Origin of the sequence: Clostridium sp., from assembly GCF_036781005.1 — a bacterium.
Classification (GTDB): domain Bacteria; phylum Bacillota; class Clostridia; order Clostridiales; family Clostridiaceae; genus Clostridium_B.
This window is the reverse complement of the sequence record NZ_DAIQBT010000034.1, coordinates 1-14,979: the sequence shown is the minus strand read 5'-3', so window position 1 is coordinate 14,979 and position 14,979 is coordinate 1. Positions and strand designations below refer to the sequence as shown.

Here is a 14,979-nt window from a genome sequence, read left to right as displayed (position 1 = left end):
TTTTATTTTTAAAATTAGTTCTTGTTTATTTTTGAAAATATTTAATTTAAGTTAGTTAAGATACATTAATTTCGTCAAGAGATTTACCTTTAGTTTCAATACCTACTATGGCAACTACTATAGCAACTGCTGCAAATACTATGGTTAATATGATAAATACATAAGTGAAGCCAGCTTCATTGCCTTTAGCTTCATATATTAGTCCAACTATATAAGGAGCAGCAATAGCACCGATACGGCCAATTGCAGCAGCCCAGCCAACTCCGCTGCCTCTGACACTTGTAGGATAAACTTCTGGAGTATAAGCATATACAGCACCCCAGGCACCTAAACTGAAAAAGTAGAGTAAACACCCAAAAACAAGCACGGTAGTTACAGAGGTTGCTTGACCAAATAAGTATGATGACAGAGCAGTACCTATCAGATAAACTACTAAAACCGGTTTACGACCAATCTTTTCTATTAAGTAGGAAGCACTGTAATATCCTGGTAATTGAGCAATACTCATGATTAATATAAACTGAAATCCTTTTACTAAACTGAAACCTTTACCCATAAGAAGGGTAGGAGTCCATAAAACAAAACCATAATAACCAAAATTGATACCCAGCCATAAAATCCACAGCACAAGAGTACGTCTAAAATAAGTTTTATTCCATAAATCTGAAAGAGTTATGTTGCTTATTTTATTTTTCAACTGGTTATCTATAGCTATTTCACTAGTACTTATACCAGCTTGGTATTCCATTTTACTTACAATTTCATCTGCTTCTTTGAAACGTCCTTTTTGTTCAAGATATCGAGGAGATTCTGGAATATTTCTTCTTAGATAAGCTGCATACAGTGCTGGTACTCCACCCAAGAAAAATCCAATACGCCATCCATAAACAGGAATCAAAAGGTAAGCAATTAAAGCTGCTACAATCCAGCCCCAAGCCCAGAAGCTTTCAAGCAAAACAACCATCCTGCCACGTGCTTTAGTAGGGGAGAATTCACTAACCAAGGTAGATGCTGCGGGTAATTCGCCACCTAGACCCAATCCAGTTAAAAATCGTAGAAATAAAAGTACAGTAAAGTTAGGAGCTAACCCAGATACAGCACTAGCTAGTCCATATAATACAAGAGTAAATGTAACAACTGTTCTTCTGCCCCACCTGTCAGCTGCCATTCCAGCTACAGCGGCACCGATAGCCATTCCTACTGCTGAAGCACTTCCTAGTAATCCCAGATCCGCAGGAGTAAGTTGCCATGATTTCCCGATAGCAGCCATTACTCCAGATACCATGCCTTGATCCATGGCATCAAATAACCAACCAATACCTGCTAAGAATAATACTTTATAAAGCATAGGTGTAACTGGCAACTTCTCAATTCTTTGCGAAATAGTACTCATTTAATTCATCTCGCTTTCCGTATTCATACATTTTTTCTATCAATAGATCTTTAGTTCTATGTAACAATAACACTATATTTTTAATAATGACAATTTATCCCATAAATATTCACCTCTAATAAATAATATAAATTTTATAATGTTATCATCTATATTATAATGTATATATAAATGTAAATACAATGGTTTTATCAATTAATTTTGAAAGTGTATTTTTATGAATAATTTTTGTGAATTGGCTATAACCTTATCATGATTAGATAGTTAAAGATAAAGAGTAGACATATGAGTACTATTTATTATGTATTGGATGAGTTCTAATATTCAGATGGGGGAGTATTTCTCTATAAGAAGCCCTGTCTGAATATTAGAATAATTTGATATTAATATTCTAATCGTTTCTTTATTTCTAAAATGAATTCCTCAGTATTAACTATTTTTTTATTTTTTGATTCTGAAAGTGGCGCTAAATCTTTAGTCATAATGCCTTCTTCAATGGTTTTTATAGATACAGCCTCAAGCTTATTTGAAAATTCAATTAATTCATTTATTCCATCCATTTCTCCTCTTTTTCTTAAAGCTCCTGTCCATGCAAATAAAGTAGCCATGGAATTTGTGGAGGTTGGCAGTCCCTTTAAGTGCTGATAATAATGTTTTTGTACAGTACCATGAGCAGCTTCATATTCATAGTAACCATCAGGTGATACAAGTACTGAAGCCATCATTGCAAGACTTCCAAAAGCAGTAGCAACCATATCAGACATTACATCCCCGTCATAATTTTTACATGCCCATATAAAACCTCCTTCTGATTTTACAACTCTGGCAACGGCATCATCAATTAAGGTATAAAAATATGTTATATTGGCATTTTTAAATTTAGTATGGTACTCCTTATCATATATTTCCTGAAATATATCCTTGAATCTGTGATCATAGGTTTTAGAAATTGTATCCTTTGAAGCAAACCATAGATCTTGTTTCATATCTAGTGCATAATTGAAGCAGGATTTTGCAAAACTTTTAATAGATTTATCAAGGTTGTGCATTCCCATTACCACACCTGGACCATTAAAAATATGAAGTGTTTGTCTTGTTTCTTCTCCTTTTTCAGAAGTAAATACAAGTTCCATCTTACCTGGTTCCTCCACCTTGTATTCTACGTCTCTATATATATCACCATATGCATGTCTTGCAACTGTAATGGGCTTTTTCCATGTTTTCATAAAGGGTTTTATACTATTAACTGTAATAGGGGTACGAAAAACTGTGCCATCTAGAATTGCTCTTATTGTTCCATTAGGACTTTTCCACATATTTTTAAGGTTGTATTCTTTAACTCTTTCAGAATTTGGAGTTATAGTAGCACATTTTACACCAACGCCATATTTTTTTATTGCATTTGCAGCTTTAACAGTTATTTCATCATTAGTTTCATCTCTTTTAACAAGTCCAAGATCATAATACTCTGTTTTTAAGTCTATGTATGGTTTCAAAAGTAAATCTTTAATCATCTTCCAGATGATTCTGGTCATTTCATCTCCGTCCATTTCTACTAAAGGTACATTCATTCTAATTTTTTCAGCCATTATTAGTCCTCTCTTCATTTATATTTTTTTGTATAAATATAAAATATTCTTTATCCGAACGCTAGAATTAGCTAACACTCCCATCTTCTTCAAAGTGGGAGATAAGCACTGCTACACGCCTGGATAAGTTCTTCTAAGGCTCAGATGGAGATAAGTATTTCTCTATAGCAAACTCCACCTGAAACTAAGAATCACTTGATATATTCATGCATTTTTTAACTAAATATACTTTATTATAAAAGAAATAAACAGCACATGCAAGTGGATCTGTGTTTTACTAACGTTAGTTCTATTCTTGTATTACATATTAAATTAATTGATAAATTGATTTTTTGTATTTATAAATGAATTTATGGGAGTTTTAGTCTACAGTATAATGTTTTTAGAGCATAAGCTAATAGAATGAAATAATTCTGTCATGTAAAAGCACGGGAAAACAGAAAGTTCTAATGTACTAGTGATAGATTATATATAAAGGAAGTGGGATGCAATGGAAATGCTGAATAAAATGATGAATGTCGTTGATTATGTAGAGTTTAACTTAGGTGATTATCACACTAACTTTTAGTAAGATAATTACCTAAGCTGATATATTCTGGAATATAGAAGACTATAAATTTCAAATTAAAAGCTTTTTTAAATTTAGGATATATTTTTTAGTGTTACTTAAAAATAAATAATGAATTTAGAGATTATAATTATCATCTAACAAATTATTAAGTTCACTATTATTAAAAAGATCCAATTCATCTTCATTTTCTTTACTATCTGTATCTAAATCAATAATAACACTTCTTTTTTTATTTCTTGATAATTTTCTTTTATTCTTGTCTTCTAAGGCCATTTTTATTAAATTTATTGATTCTGTAGGAGTTTCACATCCCCCAAGAACAACTATATTATTTTTCTTGTTATATGTTATATATGTACTTCTATAAACCTCAAATAATTTAGTTACTTCATAGGGATCATATCCGTCAATTTTTAAATTAATAGCCAGATAATCACAATCGTATACATCCTGTTGAACAAATACACTGTTTTTTATTGCTAGGTCAATAGCAGTTTTAGCATCTTTTAGCCCGTCATATAACTTTAAAATAAGCCCTGATCCATCTGCTGTATTTATTCTGAATGAATCCTTATTATCAATGCTGCCGTCAGCATGAATACCTACTATATTATAGGCTAAATCTAAACTTTCAATTACTTCATTATTAATTTCTTTATAGGTGTTTCTCTTATTGTTATCCACAAATTTAACATCATTTATTAAATTCATTATACTATTTATATCATTCCAACATTCTATTGTATTTTTAAAAGCTAACTCATCTTCTTTTAAACTAGGTAAAATAGCCACTACATTTATTTTAGAATTTGGCAATACTTTTTTTGCTATTTGTATAAAAGTTTTTATTGCTCCAGAACCCGTTCCACCAGCCATAGTTGTAAATACAACAACTACTTCTGTTAAAGGATACTTGCTCAATAATATTCCTATAGCATTGGCATTATCTCTTATCATTTCTTTAGATTTAGTTCTATCTCTTCCCGAGCCATCTGTTCCTGGATATACATATACATTTTTTCCCATATCCGCGTTTTTCAATGGCTTAATGTCAAATAAACTGCTATTTATAAATAAGCCATTGTATCTTGAATTTCTGCTTAATAATCCATCTACAATATTTCCGGCACCTTGGCCTAGTGCAACTAATAACATTTTACCTTTTTCCATAATTACGCTCCCTTATTTTAAACTAATTTTTCATATCTCACTTTAATATTAGTTTGTATTTGCTATATTTATTATCGAAAAAAGTCAGAATAACCTTATATTTTTTAAACTAATAATATTTTTTACTTAAGCTTAGCTTCTATTTGTCCGAAAAAAGAAGGAGGGGGAGTAATTGTCATGGATAATAAAGATAAATATATAGATACACAAAAGGTTGAACGTAAAATTCAAAATAGAAAAAGGGGAGAAATATTATATTATTCTATGAGTCAGGTTGCTGATTTATTGAATGAAGATGTCGGTAATATTAAATATTATACAAATATATTTGATAATCTTTTAAAAATTGAAATAATAGATAAAGAACTGCGTTATACTAATGATGATATTGATAATTTGGAATTTTTAATAAAATTAAAAAATAGAGGCATGTCTCTTAAAGAAATTCAAGAGTACTATAGTAAGTTACCTTTAAATGATAATGAAGTTCAGCATCTTGGAAGTAATTTATTATCTGTTGAAGAACTTATTGATTCAATTAAAAAAGAACAACAAATTCAATTTGACAATTTTAAAAATGAATTAAACAATGATATAAAAAATGCCAACTTATTATATGTTGAAAATATTACCTCAGCAATTATTGATGCTCAAAATAAAAGCCTGGATAAATTTAAAAAGGATTTATTTAAGGAAATTAAAGAATATTTAGATTCTAAATTTGATAAAATTAATGAAATCAATCTAGACTTTCATAAGCGATTTGTGGATGATATTACAAAATTCATAGCTGAAAAGATTGATAGTAAAAATGAGGAATTGAAATCCGATTTACAAAGTGATTTTAAGATATTTTCTAAATCAACCTTAACTAATAGTGAACGTTTAATAAAAGAAGTTAAAGGTTTTAAAAAGGTTATAGAAAATGCTTATTATACTCAGTACCAGGTAGACATGGATAATGCTAACGCAGGTTTTTTCAACAGGTTATTTCAATTGTTTAGATCTAAGTGAAATTTGAGGCTAAGTGAAGCTTGTTAATAGGAAAAACTATAGAAAATATAATCGAGAGAGGTATATTTTGTTTACAAATAGTTAATGATTATGCCATTAAGTTGTAACAAATACTGCTTATAATTATAAGTACATCCAGTGGACAAGTACTATTATTAAATCAAGCAGTTTATAATGTATGCCCCCTTAAGCGTAAATATAAACTTGTGTCTTTAGTTGCAGGGCACAATAAACTAAAATGCAACTATCACAGGATAGTATAAGTTTGAACTCCTTTAAAATAATGTTATTAAAAATAGACACTCTTATTTGGAGTGTTTATTTTTATTATCAAAACTTAAGAATTCAATCATATTTTTAATTTATTATTGTGGTAAAAAAATATCCTATACCAGTTATTTTAGTATAAAAGTGGTTTTCATATTATTTTTACTCAAACTGGATTTACAGTAGATTATGAAATAGCTTCTAAAAAAATTGTATCTAAAGAAAATGAAAAATATGCTTAAGAATGCAGATAAGAAGAGCAAGCGTATTATTGATGATACAGATGTATTTGATCTGTTTGGAGTATAAGCTATACTATTACTATCAATGAGTTTCTGTAATTTCATTATTGGAAATTGACTCAATTACAACAAATACAGCTTTTATTTTTTTAAACTATTTATTTTTTCACCTTTTTTCCATATTCAAGCATCCTTTTCTTTAAAGTTTATCGCAAAACTATTATAGAAAGGATGCTTTTATTATGAAAATTTTTCCCAATAATTTCCAATGAAAATTGGAATTAATAACTTTTTCTTAATTTGATACAAATTATTATATATCAATGGACTATCGTACTAAAAAGTTCTTAAGTGTGAAACTTTTGGTGTTTTACTAACATTAGTTTTATCCATACATTGCATATTAAATTAACTGATAAAGTCATTTAAAAATTCATAGTATGTGTATATTTTCCTAATAGTACATTTTGATATGGTAATATTAGGTTTTTGTGTAGTAACATTTAATTATCTATAAGAGATTTTAAATAGGTAAGCAATTTTACCCTATCTAATGTTTTCAATAATGTATAACCTAGTAATGACCCTATTAAGGAAGCTGGTATAAAAAATGGAATGTAGGTAAAAATGGAGGTCTTGGGAAGACCATAAAACATTCTCATAAATGGGTAAGAAATAATTGCACTTATTACCCCAGTTCCAATTACTTCACCGATAACTGCCCACACGAATTTATGAAATTTTTTATATAACAGTCCTGATAGAAATGCGCCTACCACAGCACCTATGACTGCTAAAATTGTACTGCCATTTAATATCATCCTCATAAGTCCGGTTATTAAAGCACAGTTAAATCCCCAAACCGGACCTAAAAAAACTGCACCTATAACATTGGTGAAATGCTGAAATGGAGCCATTCTTGGGAAAGATACAAAGGTACTTAAAACGTAGGATATACTTGCTAACATTGCGGTAAATATTTGTTTTTTGATGGTTGATTTTATCATCTGCTTGTCCTCACTTTCTATTTTGTTTTTTATAAATAAAAAAGCATAAAAAGTAAATACACCCGCGGTGGTGTACCCCTTTTTATGCTCTTTAAAATCAACATAAAAGTTATGTTTTTCCAAAAATACTTTAATAATGTATAAAGCATCGTTATTTCTATTAAATTTTATTTAAATATAGCATAAATCAATTTCTCATGCAATACTTTTGCTGATATGTTAACTAAAATCAAAATGCAACTGCCACAGGATAATATAAAATTAATTTTCTTCAAAAATAATGTTATTTAAAATAGGCATTCTTCATTTAGAATGCCTATTTTTGGATTTTATCATCTTCACAATTGGTAGTTAATTGGGATTTCCTATTTTCCGTATTTTCTTTGTTAATATCAATGGATTTTTGTTTTGTATTAGTAGTTTTAGGATCATCAATGCCTAGCATCTTCCATATTGCAGAATCTGGATTACCAATAATATGTGAACTACTCATTTTAATCATCCTCCTTTCAATACAATATTCAATATAAGTTAGTAAATTCCTCTTGGAATTAGCGAGAATTTTTAATGGGAGCTTACTTAAGTTTCATATGATGCGCTAAAATTAAGTATATAAATATTATAAGTAGATGAGGAATGAAAGGTAATATAGAATTCAAGGTATTATTTGTAGAATATGGATATGGTACAGAAAAGTCATATAAACATTATAGTATATGAGGAGTCACAAGTGTTGATTAATTTGAAAACAATTGGATTAGTAGGTGGAATGAGCTGGGAATCAACACTTGAATATTATAAAATTATAAATGACACTGTAAAAGCTAAGTTAGCTAAGTTAGGAGGACTTCATTCTGCACAAAGTATGATGTATTCAGTGGATTTTGAAGAAATAGAAGTATTGCAGCATAAAAATAAATGGGAGAAATTAACTGATATTATGGTGGATGCTTCACAGAAGCTTAAGAATGGAGGTGCTGATTTTATTGTAATATGTACTAATACAATTCATAAAATGGCAAATGATATACAGGAAAGAACAGGAATGAAAGTTTTACATATAGCAGAAGCGACAGGCAAAAAAGTAATTGAAAAAGGCATAAAAAAGGTTGGATTGCTTGGAACTAAATTTACTATGGAGCAGGATTTCTATAAAAAAATTTTAGAAGAACATTTCAATGTGAATGTAATTATTCCAGATGAAAGTGACAGAAAAATAATTCATAAGGTTATTTATGGTAAGTTATGCAAAGGTATAATAGATGAAGTTTCAAAAATGAAATATATAAAAATAATAAATAAGTTAGCTTTAAATGGTGCTGAAGGTATAATCTTAGGATGTACAGAAATACCATTACTAATAAAACAGGAGGATATTAGCATACCCATTTTTGACACAACAAAGATACATGCCGTTTCTGCCGTTGAATTTGCTTTAAAAAGATGATAGCTGGTTCTTAATAGAACTGGCTATTTCGGTCATACACATAAATTATTTAAAAAATCTACATAATAAAGTATTAGGGAGGTGTAATTTTTGAAATTAAAATATGAATTTAGTAAAATTTTTACCCTAGTTATCATCTCTATCCTATGTGTTAATATATTTAATTCAGTTTCAGGTGCGTCTTCATTACACTCTTATTATGTAAAAAACCCAAAAAGGCCTACTCATCTTTATGCAATATACGAAAATGGTTTAACTCCAGTAGAAAAGACTATGATAGCTACCCTGCAGGGAGTAATATCAAATAGTTCATCTTCCCAGATATATATTTTAAGCAAAAGCCACCCAGATTATAATGTATGGCTGGATGATTTAAAGCAAAACTATGGGGTAACTTACGATATAGTAAAAGATCCCTGGTATCTGTTGGATAAATTCAAATCATATGTAAAAGGATATGTACTCTACAGCAGTTCTTCCTCTAAAGATCCTTCAATAAATAATGCCTGCTCTCTGGCAGCATTAAAAAATTGTATAGCTATTGATAAATCCATAGAGAATAAACTTAAAGAGCATGGTATAAAGCAATTAAAAGGTGACTGCAGAAATACTGATAAATACTGGGCCTACAACAACCTATGGAATTCTAAACTAAAGCATTCTATTGTAATTGAACTGTCTCCAAATAAAAGTATAGCTTTAAGAGATTATGCCATAATGAGTAAATGTCTTATATTCTATGAAGACACACCCAGAGAATTTCAACTAAGAGACAAAGTATTTGGATCCATGGAGAAGGACTCCATTTGTTTAGGCTGGGGACCAGATGAATATGAAAATGTAAAAGAAGCTTCAAAACACGGCGTAAGCATAGTTCCTGCAGACTGGTCCTATAATTTAACTGTACTTAGTGCATTTCCATGTAAGCCTTTAACTCAAAAAAATAGTTCTTCAAGTAGTGTTGTGAAAGGTAATAACCACTTTGTTACATTCATTATGTCAGATGGAGATAATCAACAGTGGACTCTTGGAAACAACTATAGCTCTGAAAAGTGGTATGGATCTCCCAGTCGTGGAAAATTTAACATGGGATTTACCATAAGTCCTTCTCTATATGAATTGGCTCCTACTGTTTATAAGCTATACTATAAAAGTGCCTCCCAGAGGGATTATAGTGACAACTTTATTGTGTCTCCATCAGGAGTGGGTTATATGTATCCAAGTAAATTTAAAGAAGATGCACTGGAATTAAATATTAAAAGATTAAATAAGTATATGGAAAATGTAGATCAAAAATATGTTTCAATTTTAGATAATTGGTCCTTTGAAAATACAGCGCTATGGAATAAGTACACTATATATCCCAATATACAGGGTATATTTTACTTAAATTATAACAGACAGGACGATTATAAAGGTAAAGTACTCTGGAGTAATGGTAAACCAATAGTTTCATGCAGAGATCTTTTATGGGCCAAATTAGAAGACAACAACAGCCTAGTTGAAAAAATCAATTCTTATGTAGATAAAGGATATACTGATATAACTGATCCAAATGCCTATACTTTTGTATATGTACACGCTTGGAGTAAAACCATGGAAGACATAGAAAAAGTCATAAATCAATTAAATAAAAACTCTAAAATAAAAGTGGTAACTCCTGATACCTTCATGGAACTTATAAAAACTAATATTAAACATTGATAATATAAAGGTTTAAGGCAAGACATATTATAATTTAATGTCTTGCCTTAAACTTTAATTTGTAAGTATTTTTTTAAAGAAACCCGAGGCTTTTTTAGTGGATATAGGGAAATATAGCTCTTCGGTATCTTCTGTTATAATTTTGAATTCATATCCTTTATTTTTATAATAATCTATTATTTTAGGAAGAGCAGTACAAGTATTTTTATGCATATAATCACAGTGCATTAAAAGTATGATTGAATTAAGGTTTTCTGGATTAGTGGTAGTTTCTTTAAATATTTTATAAGGAGAAGTTTTAGCATTAATTCCATCAGAAGCTTGTATGTTCCAATCATATATTTTAAATTTATTTTCATGTAGTTTTTGTAAAAAATTACTGTTTAGATGTTTTCTGCTTCCTCCGGGAAATCTTATTATGTGGCTTTCAACTCCTGTAATTTTTTTCACCATATCCTTCGTGATGTTCATTTCTTTAATGAAGTTATCGCTGCTTTTATAAATGTTGCCATATTTATGGGTATAAGTATGCAGCCCTATACTATGCCCCTCACTTGAAATTCTCTTTATTATATCCTCATTATCCGGTATTTGATTTCCTATAACAAAAAATGTAGCCTTTACATTTTTCTTTTTTAATACATCTAAGACATTATCTGTTATATTACTTGGGCCATCGTCAAAGGTTAAATAAATAACTTTTTTTTCATCGGCTTTTATGGATTTTTCTATATTTTCCGCCATAACTATAGTTTGATTCAAACTCACTATTGCAAAAAACATAATAATGAATACTATACTATTTATTATTATGCTGTTTTTATATTCCAATCCAATACGCCTACCTCTCTCTTATTTTTCATCCATTGGGACCAGCTAGTATTAAATCCATCCTTGTTTTCTTTTGCATATTCATAAAAATTTTTTATGAATTCGGATCTTTCAGAAGAATGACTTCCTGGTTTATAGGAAGGCTTGAGAAGATTTTTTCCTCCGATTAAAACCTGCCTTTCCATTATATCCTCCAGGTTAACCTGTTTGGCATTTTTCATGATATCATACATCACCATAAAAGTAGTAGTTCTTCCGATACCAGCTTTGCAGTGAAAATGTACCCAACTATCTTTAGGCAGCTTCTTTACCAATTTTATAAAATAATCTACCATTTCATCACTAGGTCTTTCGTTATCAGTAACAGGTATTCTCACATAAAACATTTTATTTTTTTCTACCAATTCTTTTTCACTTTGAACCTCAGTAGGTATAATTTCTTTGTTTTTGATGGTAATGGGTTTATTTAATTTAATACTATTCAATCTTTTAGATTCATTCTTTAATACTTCTTCTTTTGACAATCCCTTATTTCCTTTATTTTTCCCATCTTCGCCCAGCCAGCTTACTGCAAAATGATTGATAAATCCATGGGATTCTTCTCTCAAATCTACTATGAATATAGGCATAGTATCTATAGCCTTTTTCATAAGTCCTATGTTTTTTGTAGTGAATTGTGCACTTCCCGATTCATTTAGGGAAGAAAAACCGGTTAAATTGGGAAGATCATCATCTTCTTTAATAGTATCTGTAGTTTTTCTGAATCTTTTTGGCATTTCATCCTCTTTTTTAGAATCTATTCTAAGTTGCTCATCCTTATTTTGTGATTGAAAAATACCCTTGGAATATACTACTGGCATCCACATAAATGATACTGAAAATATAATCAACATAAATATGCTAATTTTTTTCTTCATATAGTTCACCTCTTTTTAAAATTAATAGTTAAATTTAACAGTATGTCTTTTTAATAATTCATATATATCTTTTCAATTTTTCACAAATAATATTACTAAAAGAAATATAAATTATAAATTATATTCAAATAAATTTTTAAGGAGGGAGTCTCTATGGCTAAAGCAGGTATGAGAAGACCTGATCCAAAAGAACCACATGGAACTGAAAGCAATAAGAAAAACCACATTAAAAAAAACACCTTAAAACCTGTTCCTGAAATTCAGGGAAAAGCTAAAACTGGAAATAAAAAAGTATATTAACTTAGGAGGTCTAAAATAATGGCAAAAGATAGTCAACCTGACAATAAAAAAGCCAGAAAAATGAAAAGTAAAGGACAGACACCTATTACAGAAGAGGCACAAAACCATAATAGAAATTCGAAAAAGCAATCAACAAGGTAAAATATTTTAAATAACTGACCATTTTTTTTTAATCACCATGGAAATTTCCTCCGCATAAATTGTTAATATATTTATTTTATGCGGAGGATGGATATGAATGTTGTATTAACCAATTTGCATTATATATACCTTATCTTTATCCTAATAATAATATTTGCTATGATTTTAAAAAGGGATATATCTTTTATATGTATAGTTGGCATCTTCACCCTTGGAATATTCTCAACCCATTCCATATATATATCTATTATACAAATTTTCAACAGTCTTATTTATGCTACTAAGGAACTTATGCCTACTATATTTATTATCTCTATAATAACTGCCATGAGTAATGTGTTAGTGGTAGTGGGAATAAATAAAGAATTAGTATCACCCTTTAAAAAAATAATTAAATCCTACTGGATGTGCTATTGGATTATAGGTATAGTTATGATGGTACTATCCTGGTTTTTTTGGCCTTCTCCGGCAGTAGCTCTTATAGGTGCATTATTTTTGCCTATAGCTAAAAAGGTTGGCCTTCCTCCTATAGGGGCAGCAGTAGCAATGAACTTATTCGGTCATGGTATTGCCCTGTCCAGTGATTTTATAATACAGGGAGCACCCAAACTTACGGCAGATGCAGCAGGAATAGGAATCTCCAGTGTGCTATCTGCTAGTATTCCATTAACTATAGTGATGGGAACAGTAACTACATTATCAGCTTTCTATCTGCTTAGAAAGGACATAAAAAATAATAAATTGGATACCAGTTTTAACAAAGAAGAATTAGAAGAAACATATGAAGAAACAAATATTATATCTTCCAATATATTCAGAAAAATACTGACTGTATTAATTATAGCCATATTTTTAGGAGATATAATAATAATGTATTTATATAAGCTTCAAGGAGGAGATGCCACTGCTTTAATTGGAGGAACTTCTTTATTTATTTTAAGTATCATTTCAATTATAGCCTATGGTAAAAATTCTTTAGAGAATATTACAACTCACATTGTGGAAGGACTTCAATTTGGCTTTAAAGTATTTGGGGTGGTTATTCCTATAGCAGCATTTTTTTACCTGGGTGATTCAGCTTTTACTGAAATATTCGGCAAAGTACTACCTCAATCTTCCCATGGAATAGTTAACGATCTTGGAATGGCTCTTTCAAATATAGTGCCTTTAAACCCACTTCTAGCTTCTGGAACTTTAACTGCTGTGGGTGCCATAACAGGATTGGACGGTTCCGGATTTTCAGGGATATCTTTGGCAGGTTCTGTAGCAAAATTATTTTCTACTGCAATAGGCGGAGGAATAGCTACGTTAACTGCCCTAGGTCAAATAGCAGGTATATGGGTTGGCGGAGGGACTATAATTCCCTGGGCAGTAATACCTGTAGCCGCCATATGCAAGGTAGATGCCTTTGAACTAGCCAGAAGAAATTTAAAACCTGTAATAATAGGCTTGCTTGTAACCACTGTATTTGCAGCATTTTTAATATAGCGCAAATGTATAATAAATGAAAGTGGATTAATAATTACTGTATTTTGTGTAAATATGACTTATTATACTTTCGTATACTATTGATGTTTTTTAAGTTTTATTGTAATATTAATACTGCAATTGCCTCACAGATTTCTTTTATTATTTACTTTAAAACAAATAAATTATACTTTTGTAAAAGTATAATGAAAATAATTTTTAAAATATGCTTGAATATCCATTTTTAATAAGTTGACTTGGAACAACTTAAATGATATAATTTAATACTACATTGGCTTATTGCTATATGTAGTATTAAATTACCAACTTGGGGGCGTAATTGGCTTCGACGGGGGTAAGATGTGTTTGAGAAGCGAGTCGAGGGAATCCCGTGGACCCGCGTTAAAAAACTATGGGGTTAAATATAAACGAAAACGATAATTTAGCATTAGCTGCCTAGTATAGCAGCTCGTCAGCCTAAGATTCCCACGACTTAGGGTCTGGCGTCGACAGTGGGGAAACGAGTCCTGGAAAGCTTTGACCTGGAAACGGAATTTATGAAGCTACTGAACTTAGAAGCCTGTTCTTAGGCGTCTAAGGGAGGGAATTTTAAAATAAGGACTGCACTCGGAGATATTCAAATGTTTCTGCTTTCGGACAGGGGTTCGACTCCCCTCGCCTCCACCATTGAAACCCACGATACATAATGACCGTACTGGAGAAATCCAGTACGGTTTTTTAGTGTTTGCTTGAAAATAGAGAAGTGGCATGAAAGATAAGTAGAGTGAAAAAACTAATATTTTCATGAAAATGTCAATAATTGCATAATAATTTGTTGATACATGTACAAAAGTGATATATAATTTATACTAATTTTCTTTAGTAAACATAGAAACTATCCAATTCCAACCTGTAATGG

General features: G+C 30.3%; 13 protein-coding genes and 1 other RNA gene. 7 read left to right on the top strand and 7 right to left on the bottom strand.

The window, feature by feature from the left end; all coding sequences use genetic code 11:
* Positions 1–55: 55 nt before the first annotated feature.
* The 3 genes from V7Q02_RS12605 to V7Q02_RS12595 all read right to left on the bottom strand — a co-directional run bounded on the left by V7Q02_RS12605 (position 56) and on the right by V7Q02_RS12595 (position 4,723).
* Positions 56–1,393: an MFS transporter gene (locus V7Q02_RS12605; protein WP_333861378.1), complete on the bottom strand. Its 1,338-nt coding sequence runs from the start codon at positions 1,391–1,393 to the stop codon at positions 56–58.
* 383 nt (positions 1,394–1,776) lie between these two features.
* Positions 1,777–2,982, bottom strand: a complete 1,206-nt coding sequence (locus V7Q02_RS12600; RefSeq protein ID WP_333861377.1) for an NADP-dependent isocitrate dehydrogenase — start codon at positions 2,980–2,982, stop codon at positions 1,777–1,779.
* A gap of 685 nt (positions 2,983–3,667) precedes the next feature.
* Positions 3,668–4,723, bottom strand: coding sequence for a cell division protein FtsZ (locus tag V7Q02_RS12595; RefSeq protein WP_333861376.1), 1,056 nt, complete (start codon positions 4,721–4,723; stop codon positions 3,668–3,670).
* Positions 4,724–4,900: 177 nt separating this feature from the next.
* Here V7Q02_RS12595 and V7Q02_RS12590 point away from each other — a divergent pair, with 177 nt between their 5' ends.
* The gene (locus V7Q02_RS12590) at positions 4,901–5,737 is read left to right on the top strand and encodes a helix-turn-helix domain-containing protein (protein ID WP_333861375.1); all 837 of its coding nucleotides are present in this window, start codon (positions 4,901–4,903) and stop codon (positions 5,735–5,737) included.
* Positions 5,738–6,749: 1,012 nt separating this feature from the next.
* Here the strand turns inward: V7Q02_RS12590 and thiW are convergent.
* Together thiW and V7Q02_RS12580 are read right to left on the bottom strand one after the other, a co-directional pair.
* The gene (gene thiW / locus V7Q02_RS12585) at positions 6,750–7,253 is read right to left on the bottom strand and encodes an energy coupling factor transporter S component ThiW (RefSeq protein ID WP_333861374.1); all 504 of its coding nucleotides are present in this window, start codon (positions 7,251–7,253) and stop codon (positions 6,750–6,752) included.
* A 316-nt stretch (positions 7,254–7,569) separates the two neighbouring features.
* Positions 7,570–7,746 (bottom strand): hypothetical protein, encoded by a 177-nt coding sequence (locus V7Q02_RS12580; protein ID WP_333861373.1) that lies wholly within the window; start codon positions 7,744–7,746, stop codon positions 7,570–7,572.
* 249 nt (positions 7,747–7,995) lie between these two features.
* On the opposite strand from V7Q02_RS12580, the gene V7Q02_RS12575 reads away from it, so the two are divergent.
* Positions 7,996–8,700 carry an aspartate/glutamate racemase family protein gene (locus tag V7Q02_RS12575; protein WP_333861399.1) on the top strand — a complete coding sequence of 235 codons (705 nt, stop codon included), beginning with the start codon at positions 7,996–7,998 and terminating at the stop codon, positions 8,698–8,700.
* Between the two features lie 90 nt (positions 8,701–8,790).
* Positions 8,791–10,404, top strand: coding sequence for a GxGYxYP domain-containing protein (locus V7Q02_RS12570; RefSeq protein WP_333861371.1), 1,614 nt, complete (start codon positions 8,791–8,793; stop codon positions 10,402–10,404).
* A 54-nt stretch (positions 10,405–10,458) separates the two neighbouring features.
* On the opposite strand, the gene V7Q02_RS12565 is transcribed toward V7Q02_RS12570, so the two are convergent.
* A complete protein-coding gene (locus tag V7Q02_RS12565; protein ID WP_333861370.1) occupies positions 10,459–11,235 on the bottom strand; it encodes a polysaccharide deacetylase family protein in 777 nt (258 codons plus the stop codon).
* The gene (locus V7Q02_RS12560) at positions 11,214–12,152 is read right to left on the bottom strand and encodes a fused DSP-PTPase phosphatase/NAD kinase-like protein (protein WP_333861369.1); all 939 of its coding nucleotides are present in this window, start codon (positions 12,150–12,152) and stop codon (positions 11,214–11,216) included. Before V7Q02_RS12560 ends, V7Q02_RS12565 begins: the two co-directional genes overlap by 22 nt.
* Before the next feature lie 153 nt (positions 12,153–12,305).
* Here V7Q02_RS12560 and V7Q02_RS12555 point away from each other — a divergent pair, with 153 nt between their 5' ends.
* The 4 genes from V7Q02_RS12555 to ssrA all read left to right on the top strand — a co-directional run bounded on the left by V7Q02_RS12555 (position 12,306) and on the right by ssrA (position 14,747).
* Positions 12,306–12,452: a hypothetical protein gene (locus V7Q02_RS12555; protein WP_333861368.1), complete on the top strand. Its 147-nt coding sequence runs from the start codon at positions 12,306–12,308 to the stop codon at positions 12,450–12,452.
* Positions 12,453–12,470: 18 nt separating this feature from the next.
* Positions 12,471–12,593, top strand: coding sequence for a hypothetical protein (locus tag V7Q02_RS12550; protein ID WP_333861366.1), 123 nt, complete (start codon positions 12,471–12,473; stop codon positions 12,591–12,593).
* A gap of 93 nt (positions 12,594–12,686) precedes the next feature.
* Entirely contained in the window at positions 12,687–14,081 is a 1,395-nt protein-coding gene (locus V7Q02_RS12545; RefSeq protein ID WP_333861365.1) for a TRAP transporter large permease subunit, read from the top strand.
* Positions 14,082–14,390: 309 nt separating this feature from the next.
* Positions 14,391–14,747, top strand: a transfer-messenger RNA (tmRNA) gene (ssrA, locus tag V7Q02_RS12540).
* The last annotated feature ends 232 nt before the right edge of the window (positions 14,748–14,979 follow it).